Source organism: Bifidobacterium castoris, from assembly GCF_003952025.1.
In the GTDB taxonomy this organism is placed as follows: domain Bacteria; phylum Actinomycetota; class Actinomycetes; order Actinomycetales; family Bifidobacteriaceae; genus Bifidobacterium; species Bifidobacterium castoris.
On the sequence record NZ_QXGI01000001.1, the window covers coordinates 244,045 to 265,171 of the forward strand.

23 protein-coding genes are annotated in these 21,127 nt (G+C 64.6%); 6 read left to right on the plus strand and 17 right to left on the minus strand.

Going from position 1 to position 21,127, the window contains the following annotated elements:
- Positions 1–37: 37 nt before the first annotated feature.
- Entirely contained in the window at positions 38–634 is a 597-nt protein-coding gene (locus tag D2E22_RS01080) for a hypothetical protein (RefSeq protein ID WP_126031271.1), read from the minus strand.
- Positions 635–669: 35 nt separating this feature from the next.
- Here D2E22_RS01080 and D2E22_RS01085 point away from each other — a divergent pair, with 35 nt between their 5' ends.
- From D2E22_RS01085 to D2E22_RS01095, 3 genes are all read left to right on the plus strand, one after another.
- The gene (locus D2E22_RS01085) at positions 670–1,035 is read left to right on the plus strand and encodes a hypothetical protein (protein WP_126031272.1); all 366 of its coding nucleotides are present in this window, start codon (positions 670–672) and stop codon (positions 1,033–1,035) included.
- Between the two features lie 146 nt (positions 1,036–1,181).
- Positions 1,182–1,655, plus strand: coding sequence for a hypothetical protein (locus D2E22_RS01090; protein WP_126031273.1), 474 nt, complete (start codon positions 1,182–1,184; stop codon positions 1,653–1,655).
- Between the two features lie 172 nt (positions 1,656–1,827).
- Positions 1,828–2,088, plus strand: a complete 261-nt coding sequence (locus D2E22_RS01095; RefSeq protein WP_241218109.1) for a helix-turn-helix transcriptional regulator — start codon at positions 1,828–1,830, stop codon at positions 2,086–2,088.
- Between the two features lie 89 nt (positions 2,089–2,177).
- Here D2E22_RS01095 and D2E22_RS01100 read toward each other — a convergent pair whose 3' ends face one another.
- The 9 genes from D2E22_RS01100 to D2E22_RS01140 form a co-directional block, all read right to left on the minus strand.
- Positions 2,178–2,636: a DNA N-6-adenine-methyltransferase gene (locus D2E22_RS01100; RefSeq protein ID WP_126031274.1), complete on the minus strand. Its 459-nt coding sequence runs from the start codon at positions 2,634–2,636 to the stop codon at positions 2,178–2,180.
- A gap of 24 nt (positions 2,637–2,660) precedes the next feature.
- Positions 2,661–3,470, minus strand: a complete 810-nt coding sequence (locus tag D2E22_RS01105) for a CHAP domain-containing protein (protein WP_126031275.1) — start codon at positions 3,468–3,470, stop codon at positions 2,661–2,663.
- Positions 3,467–3,664 carry a hypothetical protein gene (locus D2E22_RS01110; RefSeq protein ID WP_126031276.1) on the minus strand — a complete coding sequence of 66 codons (198 nt, stop codon included), beginning with the start codon at positions 3,662–3,664 and terminating at the stop codon, positions 3,467–3,469. The genes D2E22_RS01105 and D2E22_RS01110 overlap by 4 nt, the downstream gene beginning before the upstream one ends.
- 61 nt (positions 3,665–3,725) lie before the next feature.
- Positions 3,726–4,715, minus strand: a complete 990-nt coding sequence (locus D2E22_RS01115) for a pentapeptide repeat-containing protein (RefSeq protein ID WP_126031277.1) — start codon at positions 4,713–4,715, stop codon at positions 3,726–3,728.
- A 2,852-nt stretch (positions 4,716–7,567) separates the two neighbouring features.
- Positions 7,568–7,957, minus strand: coding sequence for a hypothetical protein (locus D2E22_RS01120; RefSeq protein WP_126031278.1), 390 nt, complete (start codon positions 7,955–7,957; stop codon positions 7,568–7,570).
- Positions 7,957–8,295: a hypothetical protein gene (locus tag D2E22_RS01125; RefSeq protein ID WP_126031279.1), complete on the minus strand. Its 339-nt coding sequence runs from the start codon at positions 8,293–8,295 to the stop codon at positions 7,957–7,959. The genes D2E22_RS01120 and D2E22_RS01125 overlap by 1 nt, the downstream gene beginning before the upstream one ends.
- Before the next feature lie 168 nt (positions 8,296–8,463).
- Entirely contained in the window at positions 8,464–8,853 is a 390-nt protein-coding gene (locus tag D2E22_RS01130; protein ID WP_126031280.1) for a hypothetical protein, read from the minus strand.
- Positions 8,854–8,912: 59 nt separating this feature from the next.
- Entirely contained in the window at positions 8,913–10,169 is a 1,257-nt protein-coding gene (locus tag D2E22_RS01135) for a hypothetical protein (protein WP_126031281.1), read from the minus strand.
- A gap of 10 nt (positions 10,170–10,179) precedes the next feature.
- Positions 10,180–10,785 (minus strand): pentapeptide repeat-containing protein, encoded by a 606-nt coding sequence (locus D2E22_RS01140; RefSeq protein ID WP_126031282.1) that lies wholly within the window; start codon positions 10,783–10,785, stop codon positions 10,180–10,182.
- 274 nt (positions 10,786–11,059) lie between these two features.
- Here D2E22_RS01140 and D2E22_RS01145 point away from each other — a divergent pair, with 274 nt between their 5' ends.
- Entirely contained in the window at positions 11,060–11,416 is a 357-nt protein-coding gene (locus D2E22_RS01145) for a hypothetical protein (protein WP_126031283.1), read from the plus strand.
- A gap of 255 nt (positions 11,417–11,671) precedes the next feature.
- On the opposite strand, the gene D2E22_RS01150 is transcribed toward D2E22_RS01145, so the two are convergent.
- Positions 11,672–11,959 carry an addiction module antidote protein gene (locus D2E22_RS01150; protein WP_126031284.1) on the minus strand — a complete coding sequence of 96 codons (288 nt, stop codon included), beginning with the start codon at positions 11,957–11,959 and terminating at the stop codon, positions 11,672–11,674.
- Complete coding sequence (locus tag D2E22_RS01155) at positions 11,953–12,264, minus strand: type II toxin-antitoxin system RelE/ParE family toxin (protein ID WP_164518357.1); 312 nt, start codon at positions 12,262–12,264, stop codon at positions 11,953–11,955. The genes D2E22_RS01150 and D2E22_RS01155 overlap by 7 nt, the downstream gene beginning before the upstream one ends.
- Positions 12,265–12,619: 355 nt before the next feature.
- Between D2E22_RS01155 and D2E22_RS01160 the strand changes: the two genes are divergently transcribed.
- Together D2E22_RS01160 and D2E22_RS01165 are read left to right on the plus strand one after the other, a co-directional pair.
- On the plus strand, positions 12,620–13,384 hold the full coding sequence (locus D2E22_RS01160) for a hypothetical protein (RefSeq protein ID WP_126031286.1): 765 nt from the start codon (positions 12,620–12,622) through the stop codon (positions 13,382–13,384).
- Positions 13,385–13,422: 38 nt separating this feature from the next.
- The gene (locus D2E22_RS01165) at positions 13,423–14,778 is read left to right on the plus strand and encodes a hypothetical protein (RefSeq protein WP_126031287.1); all 1,356 of its coding nucleotides are present in this window, start codon (positions 13,423–13,425) and stop codon (positions 14,776–14,778) included.
- Between the two features lie 192 nt (positions 14,779–14,970).
- Here the strand turns inward: D2E22_RS01165 and D2E22_RS01170 are convergent, their stop codons facing one another.
- The 5 genes from D2E22_RS01170 to D2E22_RS01190 all read right to left on the minus strand — a co-directional run bounded on the left by D2E22_RS01170 (position 14,971) and on the right by D2E22_RS01190 (position 21,127).
- The gene (locus tag D2E22_RS01170; protein ID WP_126031288.1) at positions 14,971–15,372 is read right to left on the minus strand and encodes a hypothetical protein; all 402 of its coding nucleotides are present in this window, start codon (positions 15,370–15,372) and stop codon (positions 14,971–14,973) included.
- Positions 15,366–15,845 (minus strand): helix-turn-helix domain-containing protein, encoded by a 480-nt coding sequence (locus tag D2E22_RS01175; protein ID WP_126031289.1) that lies wholly within the window; start codon positions 15,843–15,845, stop codon positions 15,366–15,368. Before D2E22_RS01175 ends, D2E22_RS01170 begins: the two co-directional genes overlap by 7 nt.
- A gap of 35 nt (positions 15,846–15,880) precedes the next feature.
- A complete protein-coding gene (locus D2E22_RS01180) occupies positions 15,881–16,435 on the minus strand; it encodes a hypothetical protein (protein ID WP_126031290.1) in 555 nt (184 codons plus the stop codon).
- A gap of 145 nt (positions 16,436–16,580) precedes the next feature.
- The gene (locus D2E22_RS01185; protein ID WP_126031291.1) at positions 16,581–20,153 is read right to left on the minus strand and encodes a SpaA isopeptide-forming pilin-related protein; all 3,573 of its coding nucleotides are present in this window, start codon (positions 20,151–20,153) and stop codon (positions 16,581–16,583) included.
- On the minus strand, positions 20,150–21,127 hold the full coding sequence (locus tag D2E22_RS01190) for a class C sortase (RefSeq protein WP_126031292.1): 978 nt from the start codon (positions 21,125–21,127) through the stop codon (positions 20,150–20,152). The genes D2E22_RS01185 and D2E22_RS01190 overlap by 4 nt, the downstream gene beginning before the upstream one ends.

Consider the following 21,127-nt stretch of genomic DNA (forward strand, 5'->3'; position numbering starts at 1 on the left):
ATATTTAAGCAAATCGTTTAGGAAACAGCCGACCGCCCTATGGTCGCTCGGCGTCGAGCATGAGCAGCTCCGCGTCGCCGCACGGCCGCCCCGCCGCGGCGTTAGGCGATGCCACAGCGGCGAGGAGCCTGTCGCGGCGTGCCGTGGCGGGCAGGCAGGCGGACAGGTCCACGTGCGTGCACATCTGTCCCGCCGTGTCCTCCACGATCGCCGTGCAGGCACGGAGACGGCCGTTGCCGTCCCGGACCGGCCGCCAACGCGCCAACACGCCGGGTCTGGCCGCCGTCAGACCGTGCGCGGAGCATACCGTCACCCAGCCGTGGGCGCCCAGGATCAGGGCCGTGTCGAGCAATTCCCGGGGCGCCGCGCGCCGCACCTGCGACGATCGCGCCTCCTCCCATCGGTGCGCCAGCCAGCGGGCGCCGGCCGCGGAGACGGGGATGTTGCGGCATTCCAACACGGTGAGATCATGCAGCCCGTAGGCGCGGACGAGCGCATGCGCGCGCCCGTCGCATCCGTGCACGCTGAGCCGGAGCGGCCCGTCATCCACCCAACGGGACATGCCCGTACGGCCGACCGCGGCGGACGACTCCGGGCCGCGGACGGCCGCCATCATGTCATCGAGGTCCATCATGCCCGGCCGGCAATGCGTCGGCACGGACGGCCCCCATGCCCCCCCCGGACGGTGCGGTCTCGGCCCAACATCACCACCCCGGCCGGGTTCCGGCCGTCGTCGGTCGTCGGCGTACCGGCAGGGCAATACCGGCGGCGTCCGCGATCAGACGACGCCGCAACGGTCCGCTGACGGCCGTATTCGTCCGTCACGTCGTCGGGCAGCGTGCCGATGGCGCTGCCCGTGTCGGCGGCCATACGCACCAGGTCCTTCTTGTCGTCGCCTGCGCCGTCGAGACGGAAAAAGTGCGCGCCGCAGGTGAGCGGCCGTTCGTCTGGAGCATCGAGAAAATCGTCGAGAGGACGCTGGACGTGTGCGCCCGCATCGCTCTCGCGAACCGCGGCGCCGAAGCGCTCGCCTGACCATGCTCGGCGTCTTCCCGGCCACCTCGAGCCGGTGGCGCGTGCGGCCGTGTGGCATGGTCGAGTGGATGTATGCGGCTTACGGCGTGTCGCTGCTACACTGAAAAAAACGGTCCTTCGAACAGTGACCAAGTGAAAGGACTACGATGAACCATGAAAGACATGATGAGAATGATGACGATTCCCGGACTGGACACCTCCCGCAAGCTGGAGGAACTTCGCCAGGAATCAATGAGGACGGCACAGCGGAACCTCAGGAAGCAGACAAAGGCGCGTACGGCGTCATTGATCATGGCGGAGCTGGCCGACAGAAGGAAAGCGACGTTGCAATAGAGCAGGATGCGTTTCCTGAATTATCAGGCCGCGAACTAGAAAAACTGCTGGTGGCGGGAAAGGAATCCTTCTTTTCCGGGGCTCTGCCCCCGCCGGACATCTTCATCAGTATCCCATTGAGGTTCGTGAACGGATGTGCGCATGGAACGATGCGTTCACCATTAACGAGTCGCATCGTCAAGACAAGCTTGTTGATGCCGAGATTTCACAAGGGAAGCGTGGCCAATGGGCCACTATCTCATTATTCACATTGTGTATCCTGGGGTCGCTTATTGCGTTCATCATGACGCGAAACCCAAGCTCGTTCATCTTGCTTTCCGTCCCTGTATGCACCATGTTGGCGAATATGGTGCTGCCCGTGTTCTCCCGAAGTAGTCGGGGGAAAGAGAAATCGGGTTCAGCGCAAGAGAGAGAACGAAACAGGTGACTTCCTCACGGACCAATGAAAGGATCCTCACCATGCCCACCGCTATTCCTTATGACACCCTTATCGAGCAAGACCGGCACAACCCTGATGACGCCGCCTACATGGACGAGCAAGGCGCGCTCATGGACGCGGCCGTGGACCTCATGCTCGCCCGTGAAGCCGCCCACTTGAGCCAAGAACAGCTCGCCGAGAAAAGCGGTGTCAGCCGTATCGAAACCGGACGAATCAGCCCATCAGTGAAGACGCTGAACCGCTTGGCCGTGGCATTGGGCCGCCGGATCGCCCTGGTATGAGTATCACGATCACGCTGTTACATGTGTCGTGTCTGCGCACAAACAAACACGACACATGTAACAGCGGTCGATAACATTGGGTTCCTTGCTTATCGTTCGCCGGTGCGCATGATGACGATCATGCTGGGGAATGGTGCCGCCTGTCCGGGGTGTCCGTCTATTTCGTATTTGAGGCGGCCGGGCAGGAACCGGATTTCGGCGCGGTTGAGGATGTACTGTTGGAACCATTTTGTATCGGTACGTGCGGGCACCAACAACACGACGAGCGTATCGGGTCTGCTGGCTTCCTGGGAGCATTTGCGAATCCAGTCGATCGTGTGCCGCCCGTAGGGTGGGTTGCAGAATACGGTCTCCCCCTCCCATGAGTGATTGAAGGCGCTGTCCTCGCGTGTGTAGTGTTTGACGCATTTAGTGTTGCGGTCATTGCTTGCGGCGTCGAGCGTGAAATGGAATTCCGCGTCCAATTGTTCGAACAGGGCCTGTGGGGTTTCCCAGTCGTCCTTATCGCTGGTCAGGGCGGCGCCGCCTGCCGTGTAGAAGTCGCTCATTGTCGCTCCTTGTCGCTTTTTCGGTTAATGGATGTACGCGTATTGGCTGGCGGCCGGCAGGGTGCGGTTGGAGATGACGCCGAGGCCCTGCACGTTGCTTTCGGAGATGGTGACCGACCCGTCGTCGTGGATCTGTTCGACGACGGCGACATGCCCGTAGACGGGGTGCGCGCCCGCCTGTCCGGGTTGGAACACGACGATCGCGCCGACCGTGGGCGTCGTGTCGACCGTGTAGCCGAGGGCCGCGGCGCTGGCCGCCCAGGAGGCGGCGTTGCCGAAGTGGGAGCCGGCGGGCAGGCCGAGCTGGTGGCGGCGTTCGTACGCCCACCATGTGCATTGGCCCCACGGGTAGGCGTTGCCGGTGTCGCCCGTGTCGGCGGGGGTGCCGGTGCGGGCGGCGTCGGGCTTGGCTGTGTCGTTGAGCAGGGCCACGGTCTGTTCGCTGGCGCGCGTCTGCCCGGCGGCAGGTGACGCGGCCGTGTCCGACGGTTCACCCGCGGCCGGGGCGGGTTTCGGCGTGGTGAGCGCGTCCACGTCGATGCGGTCGTCGCTGAGCTTCCATGTGCCCGTCGCGTCCACACTGGCCGCATGCGCATTGTCGGCGAACAGGTCGGCGCGGGTTTGGGAACGGTCCGCCGCGGCGGCCTGCGTGACGCGCGTCACGGGTGAGTGGCCGTGGGACGCGCCGGTTGCGCCGGCCGTGCCGGACATGACAAGACCACATGAGGCGGCGCCCAGCAGCATGAGGAACACGGCGCCTACCGCGCGTCTCGCGGCGCACTCGCGGCGCCGACGGCGGCGGCGCGACAGCGGCTTCGCATGCGCCGCGCTCATAGGCCGTGAGCTTTCCGCATGTGCGCGGCGCGGATGGTGCGCACCGTGTCGGCGACGCCGATATCAGCCGGGACGTGCGCCGTGAAACCGGCCGCGGCGACCGTATAGCCGTCATGGTCGGTCTCGACGCGGATACGGATCGTGTCGCCGCAGGCGGGCGACGTGACGGCGCTGTCGGGCGCATGGATACCCATCGTGCTCCTTTCCCGGACCGGCCGGCCCGGTCTCGTGCAGGGTCATGCGTGCGCCTATGCGTCACACGTGCTCCATGCGCCGCACCGTCTCCTCCCAGCAGTCACGGTCCAACGTGTCGGGGCCGGCGGGGATGTCGGTGTGCGCCCAGCAGCCCGTGTCCGGGTCGGTGTGCGCGTCCAGTAGCCTGGCCAGCCGGTCGCGCACCTTCGGCGAGGGCCGGTGCCCGTCGCGCGCCGTGAAACCGTCCAGCCAGGCGCGCATCCGTTCGCGGCCGTGCCATGCCGTACGCCACGCGGCCTGCGGGGTACAGGTCATGTCCGCGGTGAGGGGTTCGGGATGCGCCGCCGACGTGAGGACGGCATGCTCCCAGCCGTCACGGCGGCTGATCTGCGCCCAGGAGGTCCGGGAGCCGATGAGGACGCGGTCGAGGCGTACGGATTCGTCGAGCACGCCGCCGGGCCGGTCGAACGTGCCGCGCAGGTCCGACCGGATGAACGTGGCGCCGCGCATGGTGCATGCGGCGTCGATGGCCATGCCCGTCCAGTCGCCTCCCGTCACGGTGGCGCCGCGCAGGTCGGTGCCGTGCAGGCGTGAGCCGCGCAGGGTCGTGTCCTCGAGATCGGCGCTGCGCCAGTCGCCGTCCGTGTCGGACATGCCGGACAGGTCCGCGCCCGCCCATGCGGTGTCCCGCATCACCGCGTCCTCGCATTCCAGGCCCGTTGCGGCGGCGTGCATGAACGTGGCGCCGCGCAGGTCGGTGCCGTATATGCGCGTGTCGGCCAGACGCGTGTCGTCCATGCAGGCGCGGCGCAGACGGCTCCGGTCCATGCATGCGCCCGACAGGTCTGCGCCGTCCATGTCCGTGTCCGTCATGTCGGAGTCGCTGATGCGGATGCCGCGCATGTCGAGGCCTTTGAGGTCCATCGTTTTGTCCGTATGGTCGAACGCGGGCGGTACGGGCGGCAGCGTCGCCGCAGCCGTGTCCGTGCCCGTGTCCCATTGTCCGCCCGCCCCGTTCGGCGCCCCTTTCGGTTTGCGTGGCTGTGCCATCGACGGCTCCTTTCATATGTGAGAATAAAATAGGATTAAATAGTGGGTTCGATTGTCGGATATTCGCATGCATGTCGGCGAACAATAAGCCGTCGTCCTTGCAGGGCGAATGCATGACCGGCGTCATGCGTCGTCGTTCGGAGGCGTCCGCCACGATACGGCCGCCCGTGATCGCGTCGCCCCCGCCCGTCGGTTCGGGGCGGCCTCCATCCCCGCCTTGGCATCCTCCCTTCCGCCCGCCTCGGACCCGTGGCCGATTGCGGGCGACTATGCCCCGCCCCCATGCGCCCCCTCCTGAACGCATGCGTGTTGCGGCGCATCGGGCCGGAATGCTTCGGGAACACGGCAAAACGGGATGCGTATGCGCGCCCCCTGGGAGATCATCGCCAACCCGGGGCATGGGAGCACTGGGGTGCACTGAGGTCGCCGCCGACCTCAGAAACGCCCCTCACGCCTACTCCTATAAGGGAAGAGAGACCCCGAGCACTGAGGTCTGGGGTATTTGGGGAGAGGGGAAAAAAGGGAGTCACGCGCATGCGGGGGCGCGGTATCGGCTGACTCCCTTTTTCCGTGTCCTTACACAACCCCAGACCCCAGTGCGCGGAGTCCCTCAGCCCAATGGTTCCAACATGTCAGGAGTGTTCTGGGGTCGGGGCCGACCTCAGTGCACGCACAGGCGCGGGTCGGCTCATCCCGGGGGCCCGCGCGGACCATCGGCCCTGTACGTGTGGTCGGCGTATCGCGGCCCCGATGGAGCCGGATGGCGTCCAGGGCGCGAGGCCGCGGCGGGGATACCCCCTGGACGCCACGATCCGCCGATCTTCTCGTCGCCCTTGCACACCGAACCGGATGCACTGGGGTGCACTGAGGTCGGCCCCGACCTCAGAACGCCCCTCAACCCTACTCCTATAAGGGAAGAGAGACCCCGAGCACTGAGGTCCGGGGTATTTGGGGAGATGGGGAAAAAGGGAGTCACGCGCATGCGGGGGCGCATCATCGGCTGACTCCGGTTTTACCGTGTCCTTACAGACCCCAGACCTCAGTGCACGGAGCCTCTCAGCCCAATGGTCCCAACGGCTCAGGGGCGTTCTGAGGTCGGGGTCGACCTCAGTGCACACGTGCGGGGCGACATGCCCCCGCCGCGCATGAAAGGCGGGAAGACGATCGGATGCCCATGCGCCGGCGTCGCCCAATCCGTCGACGCCGGCGCATGGGCATCCTCCCCGTTCATGACCGATCCTGCCGGAACAAGGGCACCAACCACCACGGTGATTACGGGGCGAGCACTGGGGTGCACTGAGGTCGGGGTCGACCTCAGAACGCCTCTCATGCCTACTCCTATAAGGGAAGAGAGACCCTGAGCACTGAGGTCCGGGGTATTTGGGGAGATGGGGAAAAAGGGAGTCACGCGCATGCGGGGGCGCGGTATCGGCTGACTCCCTTTTTCCGTGTCCTTACACAACCCCAGACCTCAGTGCACGGGGCCTCTCAGCCCAATGGTTCCAACATGTCAGGAGTGTTCTGAGGTCGGGGCCGACCTCAGTGCACGCGTGCAGGGCGACTGCGTGTGTGCGACATGGCCCCTCTCCCTCGCCCGGGTGGATACGGATCGGGACTCCGTACGACGGACGGCAGCGTGCTTTGTTGATCGGCGCGTATCACGACGGCCCGCACCCCGACAGGCGTCATCCGGCGCCCCTGTGCGACGGGGCCGACGCGGGAGCACTGGGGTGCACTGAGGTCGGCCCCGACCCCAGAACGCCCCTCACGCCTACTCCTATAAGGGAAGAGAGACCCCGAGCACTGAGGTCTGGGGTATTTCGGGAATATGGGAAAAAGGGAGTCACGCGCGTAGCGGGTCGGTTCTTGCCGTGACTCCCCTTTTTCATGGTTCTTACAGACCCCAGACCTCAGTGCACACCCCCGCTCAGCCCAATGGTTCCAACGGGTCAGGGGCGTTCTGAGGTCGGGGTCGACCTCAGTGCACGCGCAGGCGCGGGTCGGCTCATCACGGTTCCACTCCGGCCGGGGCCGATAGGCGCGAGCGGGCGCACCGCGGTCGTCGGGCACGGAGACGGGTCCCGTATCATCGCCGTGTCGGGTTCGAGCCTTTGCACGCACCGAGTCGGGGGTGCACTGGGGTGCACTGAGGTCGGCGCCGACCCCAGAACGCCCCTCACGCCTACTCCTATAAGGGAAGAGAGACCATGAGCACTGAGGTCTGGGGTATTTCGGGAATATGGGAAAAAGGGAGTCACGCGCGTAGCGGGTCGGTTCCTGCCGTGACTCCGGTTTTTCGTGTCCTTACACAACCCCAGACCTCAGTGCACGGAGCCTCTCAGACCAATGGTTCCAACATGTCAGGGGCGTTCTGAGGTCAGGGGCGACCTCAGTGCACGCACGCGGGTCGGACAGGGCTTTTTCCGTCGGCGTCGACGAAACGGCCGTCAGTGCGCGCGCGGGTCGGCTTGTCCCGTGACTCCGGTTTTTCGTGTCCTTACACAACCCCAGACCTCAGTGCACACCCCCGCTCAGCCCAATGGTCCCAACGGCTCAGGGGCGTTCTGAGGTCGGCACCGACCTCAGTGCATGACGGGAGCCCCGCCCCCTCGGGTGCGACTCCCCTGTTCCGCGCTTCCTGCAGACCCCGGACCTCACACGGCGTGCGCGCCGACCGGCCCATGCGCCCATCGTCGGCCTCATCGCGGCCTTTCGGGCGCCGACCCGTATCCGAACGCCTCCGGGAGCACGTACGGCCGCCGAGGCGGCGCCGAAACGGGCGTGGGAGGACGAAAACGGGGCCGGTCTTCCCCCGATCAGGAAAGGGCCGGCCCCTACGTCCGATGGTACGCTTACAGGTTCCAGTATTCGTCCGGCAGCCACCGTGGCGCCGGCGGGATGCGGCGGAACGCCCACAGGGCCTGCGCCGGCCCGATCGGGCGCAGCGCCATCATCGCCTCCCACGCCGCCTTCTCGTCCGCGTCGACCGCGCCGTGAAGACGCAGCGACTGCGCCTCCGAAAGCCGCGAAAGCCGGTTCTCGAGCGCGGCGCGCATGTCGGCCAACGTCACCTTCCCCGTCTGCGGGTGCGCGGCGCGCACACCGTACAGGATACGCACCGCAGCGGCGAGGAGACGGTCGCGCGCCCCGCGTTCCGGCGTCTCGGACGCCAGGGCGAGCAGCACGTCGACGGTGTCCGCGACCAGCATCGCGTCGGCCCCGTCCACGACCCATTCCGACATCACGTCCTCCTTCCCGAGTCCAGGCCCACCACGTCCATGCAGGCCGCCGTGAGTGATTCGACGCCGCCGATCGGCTCGGCCGCGACCATGTCGCCCCAGTCGCCGAACATGACGGGTGGCGGCATGACGCCGTCGATGGTGTGCAGCGCGGTGAGGACGGCCGCGCACGGCGCGCCCCTGCCGTCGGTCTCGCAGATGAGAGCGGCACCGCCCGTGTCGGTGAGCACCGCCCATTGCCGCCAGCGCTTCCCCTCGGCGGCGCGCACCAGTCGGGCGCGGCCGGTACAGGCGAGGCGCAGCAGCCGTTCGAGACGGTCGAGGAATCCCATGGTGTCCATGCGCCGGACCATGCGTCCGCCCGCCCATCCCCGCACCATGCCCCGACCGGCCCGCATCCGAACGCCGAAAAAACAAAGGAGGCCGCCGAATACAACGCAGCAGCCTTCCATAAAAACGGTGGGGCACGCCTCCGGTCGGCCGTGCCCCGTCTTATGATTCATGCGACGTTAGATCGTCTTATTGCCTCGCATATTACTTGTTGCGGGTGGGGTGGCCGCGGCGCGCAGGGCGTGGGAGGCGAGGACCACGCGGAGCACGACGCGGATCCGCTCCGCCGCCCCGTCCGGATCGTCGGGCAGCGGGACGGGCGCAGGGCAGGACATGTCCCAGTCGCCCAGATACACACGGTCCACGGGCCGCCCGTCGGGGCCGGTCATCGTGACGATGGCGGATTCCAACCGCCCCCGACGGGCGCACACGGTGAGGATGAGCGCCCCGTCGGCGCCGATCCGCGTCCATGAGCGGACGCCGCATCCGCAGTCCATCGCGACGGTCTCCCCCGCCGCGATCAGCTCCTCGAGCATGCGCCCGTACGTATCATCCAACGGATCGGCCATGGGTCTCCTCCCTATGCTGTGTTCGGCATGCACGGTCGGGGGCGGCTATGCGCGCCGGGTCACACGTCGACGCTCAAGCGGACCACGTCGCCGTTGGGGATCTCCACCATGCGGCCGTCCGCCTCCACCACGGCACGTTCGGCCGTGTAGTCGGCCAGCACGCCGCACATGCGGCGTCGGCGCCCGTCCGCGCCGGTCCACGACACGGTGACCGGCCGGCACCCATGGGCCGCGTGACGGAGCCTCTGCAGACGGCACCAGCGTCGCGCATACCCCGGCCCGAACCCGTAGTCGGCGGCGCCGCGCACCGTGATCGGAGCCCTGTCGGACGGGTCGGCCGACAGGCGCGCCGCATCCGCGTACTCCACCCTCACGCGCCTCCCGTCCCCGGTGCGCAACGTCATGCCCACGCGTCCCGCGGACGTCATGCGCCCCGAGACGCGCTCCCCCGACGTGAGCTCCGCGTCGACACGGCACCCGTTGCGCCGCACAGCCGCCCATATGGGGCTTTCGCCCGCCACGGCCGGAGCCACGTGCACCATGCCCCGCGGTCTCACGTCGTTGATGAGATACTCCACCCGGCCGGGCCGGAACGCGCCCACGCCGATGTCCGTGCCGTCATCCAGCCGGAACGAACCGTCGGAGAACATGGCGGTCACATGACCATCCACCATACGCCCCTCATAGGTGACGCCCCTCACGCGGCACCCGTCCAGGGCGGCGTCGGCGAACCCCTCCGGATCGGCCTGCGGGAACGATGCGAAACACGCGTGCGACCCCATGACGTCGTCGGGGAGGCGCCCCTCATGCCGGGCCGTCTCCAGCACCGCGTCGAACGCGTCCGCCGCCTCCATGGACGACCAGGCGGCCGTCCGCGTCTCCTCGCCGGTGCGCAGGTTGCGGGCGGTGACGACGATCGCGCCCGAATGGAGCTCGCGTTCGAAGCGGATGTCCACGCCGGCCTGGTTGAAATCCGTCACGGTGATGCGCGGCCCGCCGTCCATGCCGTCATGGTCCTCCCAGCGTCCTCGCCCGTCATCGGCGCCCGTATGCCAGACGCGGGTACGGCCGCCGTACGTCGCGGATATCTCCGGATACCATCGCCATCCGCCCGTCAGGTCGGTGTGGTTGATGTACCGGTCCTGGTAGCAATCGAGGAACGGGTCGAACAGCTGTTCGGTGAGCGCGTCCGCGTCCCGGCCCGGCTCCGGCGCGTCCGCGTCCAGGCCGGGCAGGGGCGTCGTGCCGTGCGGGTTGCGGTCGTATTGGCCGCCCGCCCCGTTCGGCGAGCCTTTCGGTTTCCTTGGCTGTTCCACGCCGACCTCCTTAGCGTCGTTTCGTGATGACGGAGCCCGGCGAGCAGGGGATGTCCGTATGCCGCCACACGCCACGCGCCAGATCCGCGTACTCGATCAGACGCCCGTAGCCGGCATGGCGCATCTCCCGCTCGTCAAGCCACGGGGTCTCATGCGGATCGTTGGGGGTGGCGAACGAGACGACGGGATGCTCCTCGCCGTCGTCGTCGAACTCCACGACGGTCGCATCCGCACGTCCCGACATGCGACTGTACGACACGAACCCGTCGCCGCCCCACATGCGGCACTCGTCGAACGTGCAGCCGCGCTGCGCGAACAGGGCGGCCTCGTCGTCCCGGTCGAGATCGAACGAGCAGTAGTTGAAACCGGAGCCGGACAGGTCGGCGCCGCCAAAGCCGCGCGTTTCGTAGAACTCACAGTCGTCGAACACGGTGTCGGGCATGCTTTTGTGAGTGATGTCCGCGCCGGAGAACACGGCGCCGTCGAACACGTCCCCGTCCGGGACGGCCCCCGGCGGCGGGCATGCGGGCGGTGCGCCGGCCGCGCCGGCGGGGGCCGCATCGTACTGGCCGCCGGTGCCGTTCGGCGAGCCTTTCGGTTTTCTGGGCTGTTCCATGTCCATCCTCCCCATGTCGCGCGGTTTGCCATGCGTCCCGCCCCTATGCGGCGGGACGCATGGGTCGGGGCGTCAGGGATGTTTTCGGAAAGGAGCGACGGTCATGTGCGAATACTGCGGGGCCCGTGAAGGGCTTGGATTGTGCATGGATTGCGGCTGCACCATCTGTCGCGGCTGCATGTGGGGCGAATTGTGCCCCGATTGCGTGGACGAGTGCTGACGGGCGGGGGTGGTTGCCGTGTGCGATGTGGCCGCGTATCTTCGCTGCGACCGGATGAGCATGGAGCGTCTGGATGGGCATGTGCATGAGTGGCTTACGGCGGAGCTGGGCGCGGATGTCGCCGATTATCGGCGGCGGCATCCGGCCATGTGGGATCGCGAACGCGTCAACTGGCTCCGTCATCACGCCACGAACTACGACGAGCTGGCCGCATGCCGCGACATCCGCACCCGGCGTCGGCTGCGCCATGCGGTGCATAGGCTCATCGCCCGCACCTATCCCGCATTGAAGAACGCGGCCCTGTGCGCGGATGCGCGCACCGAGACGTGGGGGTATGAGGGTACGCCGATCACCCGCATGCACGGCGCGCCGATACGGGGGCGTGCATGCGATGATGCGGCTGCTGTTTGAGGTCGGCGCGGATGCGGACATGGTGGCGGCGGCGCTACGTCGCGCCCGCTGCGCACCGGCGCTTGGTGTTGGAGACACAGGAACAGCATGTGAGCTTCAATCACCTCGTACCGGATAAGCTCAGCGCAGCATGACGCCGCCGGATTATGGTACGCCGACTTGCGTCGTCCGGCATGTTTTGTCGTGCCGGCACTTTCTCTACCACGTCCTCCCCGTCTGACGCATGTTCGGACGGGGAGGACGTGGTTTTCCGGATTACGCGGCGACGGGTTCGATGGTGATGCGCCCGCCCAAAGAGTGTACGACTTTCATGATTGTGCCGAACGAGGGGTTGCCGCTTGGGCTGAGGCTTTTGTACAGGCTTTCGCGGCCGACGCCGGCGTCTTTGGCGACCTGCGCCATGCCGCGTGCCTTGGCGACGTCCCCAAGTGCGGTTTGAAGCAGCCGGGGGTCGTCTGTCTGGGCGGCGGCGTTGAGGTATTCGATGATGGATTCCTTGTCGTCGAGGTATTCGCTCGCGTCCCATTCGCTGATGTTCACCATTGGTGTTCCTTTCTGGCTTCGTCCAGTAGCCGTTGGGCGGTTTCGATGTCCTTGCGCTGGGAGCTTTTGTCGCCGCCTGTGAGCAGCAGGAGCAGGGTGTCTTGTTTGTTGGCGCAATATACGCGGTATCCGGCTCCGAAGTGGAACCGCAGTTCCAGAACCTCCCGTCCCACGTGTTTGAAGTCGGCGGCCTTGATGCCGTTTTGCTGGATCTGGTTTGTTTTGAGGATGATTCGCGCTTTCGCTTGTTTGTCTTTGAGTTTCGAGAGCCAGCGCTTGTACTCTTTGGTGGTTAGTATCCTCATGCCATGATTGTATCTCAGAGGATACATTAGCGCAAGTCGCGGCAGCCTTGATCACCGTTGTGCCAGATCCGCGAGATTCGCTTGCAGGGCCTGCGCGCAGCGGGTGGCGGTAGGGTTCGCCCACGAAGCGGTCGCCGGTGAGGACGGGGCTGACGGTCGCGCCGGCACCGATCCGACGGTGCGGCGCACCGGGCCGGCGCGGGCGCGGAGTGCCATATGGACGGTGTCGTCATGGCCGTATAGGCGGATGGCGAATGCGCGGACATGGCGCGGCTTCTCGTGGTGCGGCCGCATCCGGCCAGGACGCATAGTCGCGTCCGGACGGCGCACAGCCATGGACGGAAAGGATCATGACATGGAACAGCCCAGAAAACCGAAAGGGTCGCCGAACGGCACCGGCGGCCAGTACGACACCACAGGCAACGGCGCCCCGGCCCCACTGCCGGACCTGAACGGGCCGGCCACAACCACCGCACCCGGCCGCACGGCGCCGATCCCATGGCCAAAGGACGGTTACGGCACGATACGCGACGCCGACCTCAACGGCATGGACACCACCGACGTGCTCAACCTCGACTGGTCCAATATCACCATGCAGCACAGCGACATGCGCAACACGCACGTCACACCCCTCGACCTGCCCTACGATCCGGACGACTACAACGAATCCGGCCCCACCTTCCTGCACACCCTGTTCGGCGACGAGCCGCACGGCTACACGGCCAACTACACGCGCTTCGGCGACGACGACACGTTCGCGACCATCGCCATGCCCGGCTCCGACCCGCGCCGCGAGAAGGACATCGACCGGCATCTGGACGTATGCGACAGCCATGACGACCCCATCGTCTACTCCGAGGAGGGCGCGGACCGTCAGGTGTTCTCCGAGGACGACATGCGCCGCGAGGTCGACGAATGGCGGCACCGGCACAATCCGAAACCGTCCGCCCGGTACGCGCGACGGCTCGCCGACACGCTCGCCGGATACGTCGACGTCGACCATGGCGTGTGGAGGGGCACGGACATTCCCGCGAACATGGACACGGTGAGCCCGCAATGGCTCGACGCGTACGAATACCGCCACCCCGTCGACGACGACGATGACGACGGCGCACGCTGACACGGCACGGCACACAAGGATCAGGAAAGGAGCATGACATGGAACAGCCCAGGAAACCGAAAGGCAGCCCGAACGGGACGGGCGGCCAGTACGACACGACACGGCACGGCGCCACCCCCCTGCCCGCCATGACGGGGCCGGACCCGACCCGCCCCGTCGGCGACCGGTTCATGGACGATGTGAACGACATCGCCGAGGGGCTGTTCGACCGCCGACAGGACTGGGACACGCTGCCCGTCGGCGGCTGCTACCGCATCAACGACTGGGGCGACTACGTCGCCGAATCCGACTGGAGCGACGTGTGGGATGGCCATCCGCTTGAGGAGAAGGCGTGGATGCTCGCCGACAACGGGGAGTACTCCTCCGACGACGTCGCCCATATGACGCCCGCCGAGATCGAAGCCACCTACGACGCCGGATTCGAACCCGAAGTCGCGTTCTACACGGAAAAATACGAGGACGACCACGAGCCGGGCGACCCGATCGGCGACGGCATGGTGGAGAACATCCGACAGGTCGGCGAACGGCTCGCCACACGGTCGCGTGAGGACATGGACTTCCGGCCCGGCGACCGGGTGCACGCCACCCCGGACGGCTACGTCAGCGAGGACGAGTGGAACCGGGCATGGGCCGGTCGGCCCGCATACTGCGCCGACGCGTACGAACTGTCCTGCCGTCACCCCGGTCTCGACATGGCACGCCTGTCGCCCGAACAGATCGTCGCCATGAACCGCGACGGCAACGAATACGTCCAGTACATGCTCTCCGACGACAGGGCACACGACGGCGTAGGCTACCGGCATGCCGACCGCGCCCGCCGGGAGGCTGCGAGCCGGTACCGGCAGTATGAGCGCAACGCGCCCTATGTGGGCCGTGACCTCAACGACGTCATCTGCCTGCGTGAGGCGGCCTACACGGGTGACGGGCTTCCGCTCGGCCCGGATGTGCGTGACGCCATCGTCAAATTGATGGGCGCCCCGGACCCGACCGGCGACAAGGCATCCCTGTCCACGCTCGCGCTGGGCGTCAACCATGACCCATACGGCACGGTGGACGCGGTCACCGCCCTGGTCGCGCACAGTCCGAGCCGTGAGGGCGATCTGGAGCGGCGGCTGCGGGATCGTCTCGAGGCGCCCTCCAACCGGCAGGCACGGGCCACGGCGGAGAGCATGTCCACGATCATGGACTGCGTCGCCGGCAACGCGGATGATACGCAGGATGCCGGATGGCTCGCGGATTCGCTGGGCGTGTTCGCCGCCTATCGCGCAGGCGACCGGGATACGGCGAAACGTGAGGCCGAGTTCATCCACCGGTCGATGTCGGAGCGGCGTGGACCGTTGCCGCGGCAGGCCCTCACGGCCGACATGATCGCACGCATCATCCTCGACCACTGACCATGTTCCGGCCGGGCCGATGGTCGCAGAAAAACGTCGATCGCCCCATGGCGCGGCCCGGATCGCATCCTGGGCGGCTTGGCGTCGTCGCGCTAGACTGGTTTCGAGCAGTTCGGCATGTTTCCGTCATGCCGAGGAAGCGAAGCGATACGCCAGGCCTTGGTTGCCATCGTCAGGAAAGCGGCAATAACATCAGACCGGAACTGCTGCATCCTCAACGCTTCCGTCGTCCCCGCTGGCCATCATATGCAAGGGGATCGCATCCGCCGGCAGACCATAGGTTCGGAAGCACTCGACGACATCGGGGCGCACATACGGCCACACCGCATCCGTGACCTCAGGGGAAGCCCCATCAGCCGCTTCGGTGAACCCGACCGCGTAGGTGTTCTGGGCATGCATGAGTTCAGCACGATTATCATGCTCACCCATGAGTGACACATTGATGTCCACGGTCATCTCCTGCGCCCATGGCCGGTCGGCCGTGTCATTGAGCGTGAAAGTGCAGGTGAACTCCAACCTGCCGGTCACTCTTTTCTCTTCAACGACCCGAGCCGACGATTTTGACAAGGGCATGATGTTATTCAATCTCAGCATGTTACAGCCTCCGTCGTGTTCATATCCCGTGCCGTGGAGACGACGTACGCCTGTCGTGCTCCCTGTGAGATGATATGCATTTTCTCGGGCGTCTCATTCCGCTCATTGATCGGGACAATGGTGTCAATCATGGCAATGTCGCCGTTCCCCCATTCAGCGGCGCAGACCGCCGATTCCGTAGGCCTGCTGAAACTGTAGGACGACGACTTGCCTGAGGGCGCCGGCTCGACCTGAACATGAAGTATCGCCCCGGCTTCCAACGCATAATCGACAAGTAGCTGCAATGTAGGCTCGACGCTGCCGTCCTCCACGCCGACAATGGTGGCGGCGTCAACGTTCATCTCCTCGGCAAGATCCGCGACGCTCATGCCCCGGGCGTCGCGGATCGCCACCAGCTTCTCGATCAGGTCGTCCGCCTCCCGGTAAAGCGTGTAGGCCAATGCGTCGTAATCATAGGCGTCCGTCATGTTCATCACCTGCCTTTCCGTATCCGTGCATCACGCCGCCTTCATGGACGGCTCCATCCGATTCGTGCATTGTCTCGGTATCGGGTGATCGCATCTCGGATATGCTCATCCTGCTCTTCATGTATCTTCTTCTCGTCCTGCCCATTGACGTTTTTGAAATGGACGACCAGACCGAATACCCAACCGGGCATATCGTCCGGTTCGGCGCAATACTGCCGGATATGCTCATCCTGCTTATCGTCCTCGCGCAGATACATGGTGCGGTGCCACCGCATCTCGAAGAGGGGAATCCCCTGCTCGTCGGCCAGTTCCAAGGATCTGATGTCCGATCTGGGGTAGGCATGACCTTCTCGTATTCTGTCCATCTTCTGCCTGATGAACATGCGTGTGCGTCTCATGTACTTGTCTCGGTTCTTCCAGTCCAGGTTTTCAGCCAGAAACTGCTGGTTGGCAAGAAGTTCAGCAAGTTCACGAATGAACCGGTCGTCGCAATCATCGGTGAGGTGCGGCGGCTCTTGCCCTCTCCAGCCATATCGCAAAGGCTCATGCCTTGTCATGCGGCTGCGTGCATCTCGTTCCGCTCTTTTATCTGTCATGTCCACTGGTCATTCAGTCATGGTCCGCTTTCGCTGCGCAAACAGCGAAAGCGCTTTCAGCCGTTTGCGGTTGCCCTCAGTATGGCACGACCCCACGATGCAAAGCAAATCAGCACTCGCCAGAGCTACAGCGCACACCTCATTGTCAGCGTCTGCCGCCACGTACCACCAGCGCGACGCCGACGCCGGCCGTCAACACGGACACCGCAAGCAGGAGGATCAGCCATCGGCCGTCGCCCGTCAGCGGCATCGTGTGCGTCATGGGCAACAGCTGGTTGGTGCGGGTGATGGTGTCCATGCTGATATGCTCCACGCCTTTCCAATCGTCGGGTTTGAGGTTGGTGGGCGCTTCGCATGCTTTCAACGCGAAGTCGTAGGGTGTGGCGTCCAATTGGTAGCCGTCGGGTGCTTGTGTTTCGGTGAGCCGGTATGCGGTGCCGCACTCCAGTTTGTCCACTACGCTCGCCGCTGTATCACTGGTGGTGATGGTCCGGTCGTGCACGTATTGCGTGCCGTCCCATCGTTGCAGGTCGAACACCGCATCCGGCAATAGCAGGGTCGTGTCGTCCTTGTCGGTCTTTTTCAGGTAGACGCCTTGGATTTTCGCCACGGCGGCGCTTTTGTAGATGGGGAACGTGTTCGTTGTGGTGGCGGTGCTGATGCCTTCTACCGGTTCGCCGTCCACGGTGAGCATGGCTGTGTTCCTGATGTTCGACAGTTGCGTGTTGACGCTGTTGTAGACGAGCGCGTACTCGACCCAGATGCGCGCGTTGTCGGGCAATCCGTCCACGGTGAGCGTGTTGGTGGCGGCATCCCAACTGGCGGTGTACATGTCCGGGTCAAGGGTTTTCGCATCCGATGGCGGGGTGGAGGGGATGTTGCTGCACGTGTAATAGTAGCCGTAACCGGAACGGACATTTGAATGTAAAGGTCCCACCCCGGAAGAATAGCTACCGGTCGCAGAGTGGCCGATGCTTTGTGCTTGGGGTTCGGTCAAGTATCTCACCACCGCGCTGCCAGGCATGAGGGCTACGGTGTCCTTATCCGTCAGCCCTGTCACCGTATCCGATAGGCTCACGGTGGCGCCGTCCGGGTTCAGATCGATGGCATTCGGGTTGAACCCGGTACTATATGTGACTTTTGTGCCGCTTGCGCCTTCTGGCGTGTGGGAGGTTTTCGTCTTGGCGGCGGTGACAGACCCGTTGTCGTAATGGTAGTGATACCAGTAATCGGATGCGGTCAGGTCCATGATGCCGTTTTTCACCACTGCACGCACGGTGTTGCGGCCGCCGATGGAGTGTTCGATACGTCCGTTCCGGTCCACATCCTTCCAGGCGTCTTTGTCGAAGTCTTTGTTTTGGTAGACGACATAGAACAGGATGCTCGACCAATAGTTCGTGTTTTGGTTGGGTGTGTGGAAGGTGATGTCCCACTCCCCTTCCCCGGTTTTGGTGACAGTGATGGTGGTGTTGCCGTTGTTCACGGTCTTCGACACTTGCTGCCCGATGGTGGTGGGTGCCTCAACGCCCCAGCAGGTGGCGTTGTTGGTGCCGTTGGGGGTGCAGGACCGGTTCGTGCTGCCTACGAGGGTGAAGCCTTTGGGGATGTCGTTCGACCTGTTCTCGTAAGCGGTCATGGTTTCGTGGAACGTGACTGGTTTGCCACGGTCGGCGGGTGCAAGATCGGCTTTAATGCCGCATGAGCCCAATTCGGCTGTTTTGGTGGATTGTTCGGTTTCCAACCCCAGCCACCAGCGTTTGCCATCATAGGAGCCGGTGTTGTAAGTTTGGCTATCGCCGTAGAAGCCGCCGCAGCTTTTGAGCAATTGTTGGATGGTGCGCACGTTCGACGTGGACGTACCCGGATAGCACACCCAGTTGTTGTTGATCCACGAGCACGCCTGCGCCGCATTGTAGTATCGTCGTTCACCGGTATACCCGTATCCTTGGGCTGTGGAGTTGTATTCGATGCTGATCTTCCCGCCGGCTTTCAGCACGGTGTTGACGCGTAGTTTCGCACCCACCACACTACGGGATGCGTACGATCCGTCCAAATCGGCCAGATCGGCCACATTATGCCAACCGTTCGCCGGAGTGGGCGTCGCCTCGACGGCGCAGGTTTCCACCGCGTCCAATTCAGCATCGAACCCTTGCTCTTTGAGGTTGTCGATCATCTGCTGGATGTCCTCAGCACGGAACCACGAATACTTCCCGTCGGGTGAGCACGGGTTGGCGCTGATGCCACTGCGGTTGAGTTGGTCCACGATTTGCCACGGGGGCTGCTGGTCGCCATCGCCGGTGTTCTCGATGACGGTCTTCCATGTGGATTGTGTCAAACACCCGTCCTCGCCTTCCAGACAATCCCCAATCGGCTTGCTGGACCCGTATAATTTCGTGGTCTTCAGATACGGGGTGCCGGCGCCTTTGTCTGGCATCGCGTATTGCGCGGTGTCCGACAGGATGTCCGGATAATATTTGCTGTTCGGGGACAGGATGACACGGTTGGTAACGTGATCATACTCATCGCTCCATGGACTGTGCGACGTGTACTCATACGTGATGGTGTCACCTGCTTTGAGGGTATCCATCGTCCACACTTCAGAGTTGTAGGAGGGCTTAGACAAATAGGATAAATAAGGAACTTTAGTATAACTATATTGGACACGGCGCAAGGTGCCGTTATACGCCCCGTCTTCACCCATGAAAAACCATGGAATGCCAGAAAGGGCAACAGTACCCTTCAGGGCTCCCTCAATGGGTGGATGCACAGTAGCCCCTGTATTACCGTAAACGCATTGGCTGGATGGATAGCTGATGTTGCAGGCGAATCCGACCGAATCCACGCTTCCGGTGTTGTTGAGGATGCTCGCGGGCGCGTCGTTCTTGTACATGGTGTCAGCCAGCGTCCACCCATTTGGCAGATCCATGGTGCCATCGTTGGTGACGGCGACCCGCCATTTCTGATCGACCAGCCCGGTTTTGGGATTGTAGACGGGGTCCCCGATGGCTTCCTTGTCCAAAGCAACATGCATGCCCTGCACGGTCAGGCGCATGGTGTGATCCCCAATGCCCACGGTTGGAGTAGCGCCGTCTCCGCCGAGCCAGTAGGCATCCTGGTCGAACCAGAGGGTGCCGTCGTTGATGGGCATGGTCTGGTTGCGGTTGATGAACTCCTTGTTGAATGTGAACCGTATGCGGATACGGTACTGGTATAGGTTGTCCTTCACCGGCGGGTAATACCCCGTATGCACTTCATGCGTGTCATTGCCGTCGTAGGTGGGGTTGAGGATGCGTATCTGGTAGTCGCCGGCCTGTTCGCCGTTGACCATGATCGTACCGATCCACGTGCCATACAAGCCGGATTGCAGGTTCAGCCAGTTATCACGGCCGCCGTCCAATTCCAGATAGGTTTGCAACGTGGGGTTCGCGTCGCTCAACGTGCCCGCCGGCACGTTGAATCCCAACTGCCAACGGATCGTGTCATACACGGATACGGTGCTATTGTCCGTCAGGTCCTCGTATTCGCCCTCTTCCATGTCGGCGCGGTGGATTTTCGCGGTGAAGCTGTCGATCATGGTGTCGCTCATGGTCAGGTTCGCCGCCTGCGCCTCATGTGCGGGTGCAATCATGCCCATGCCCAGGAGGCCGGTGAGCAGGCTGATGATGAGCAGGATGCCGCCGACGCGGCGTGTATGACGGGTCGTGTGATGCAGGCTCATGGCAGGCTCGTTTCGGGTTGGATGATGCGAAATTCGAGGGTGTCGGGTGCGGGTTCGTGTCGTGGGCGTCGTTGGTGCAGATGCGGGGGTCTGCGTCGCCCGTGGCGGGCAAGGCTGACGGCGATGATGGTAAGGACGCCCACCCATAGGGCGGCGATGGGCGCCCAGACCCACAGCCATGTGCGGTCCTCGGGCGCCTGTGCGGGCAGGGGCGCCTGCGCGGGCATGGCGGCGCGTTCACCGGTGACAAGGAGACGTTTGTTGTTGACGCCGTACGGGGTGCAGGTCAGCAGCGTCGCCATGTCCTTGCCGGGTTGGATCGTCAACGCGTCGAAATCGTCCGGGTCCACGACCTGTATGCCTGTGACCTTGTAGGCGAGGGTCCGGTCGAGGACGGTCAGATAGAACACGTCCCCCACACGGGCCCGGCCGCCCAACGAGTGCAGCTTGTCGAACATGAGCGTGTCCGCCAAGCCGGTGTGCGCACTGATCACCGTGTGCGTGTCCGTGCCGCCGACCGGCAGGCTTGTACCGTACAGGTGGCCCGCACCCCGACTAAGCGTGTCCGTGCCGGTGCCGTGGCGCACAGGCAGGCTGATGCCCAGACTCGGGTATCGGATAGTGGCCATGATCCCGTCTTCGGGCATGTCCAGCGCATGCAGGTAGTCCGTGTCGTACGCGGGGTCGTCCGTGCCGGAGAACGGGTCGGGGTTGTCGCCCAGCACGGTTTGGCCGGCGGCGGCGAGCCGCTGGTTGTAGGAGCGCGCCTCGTCCAGCTCCCTGTCGCGCGTGTCCCGGTCCATGACGGCCGCCGCGGTCGCATGCCGCGTGCCGGTATCGGCGAGCCGGTTCCGGTTGGCGTGCTGCATACCGAACGGGATGGTGACGCACAGCGCGGACACGACGAGCAGCGCGCATCCGGCCAGGAGTGTGCGCCACCGCGTCGCCGCCCGCGGGTCGCCGTGCCTGCACAT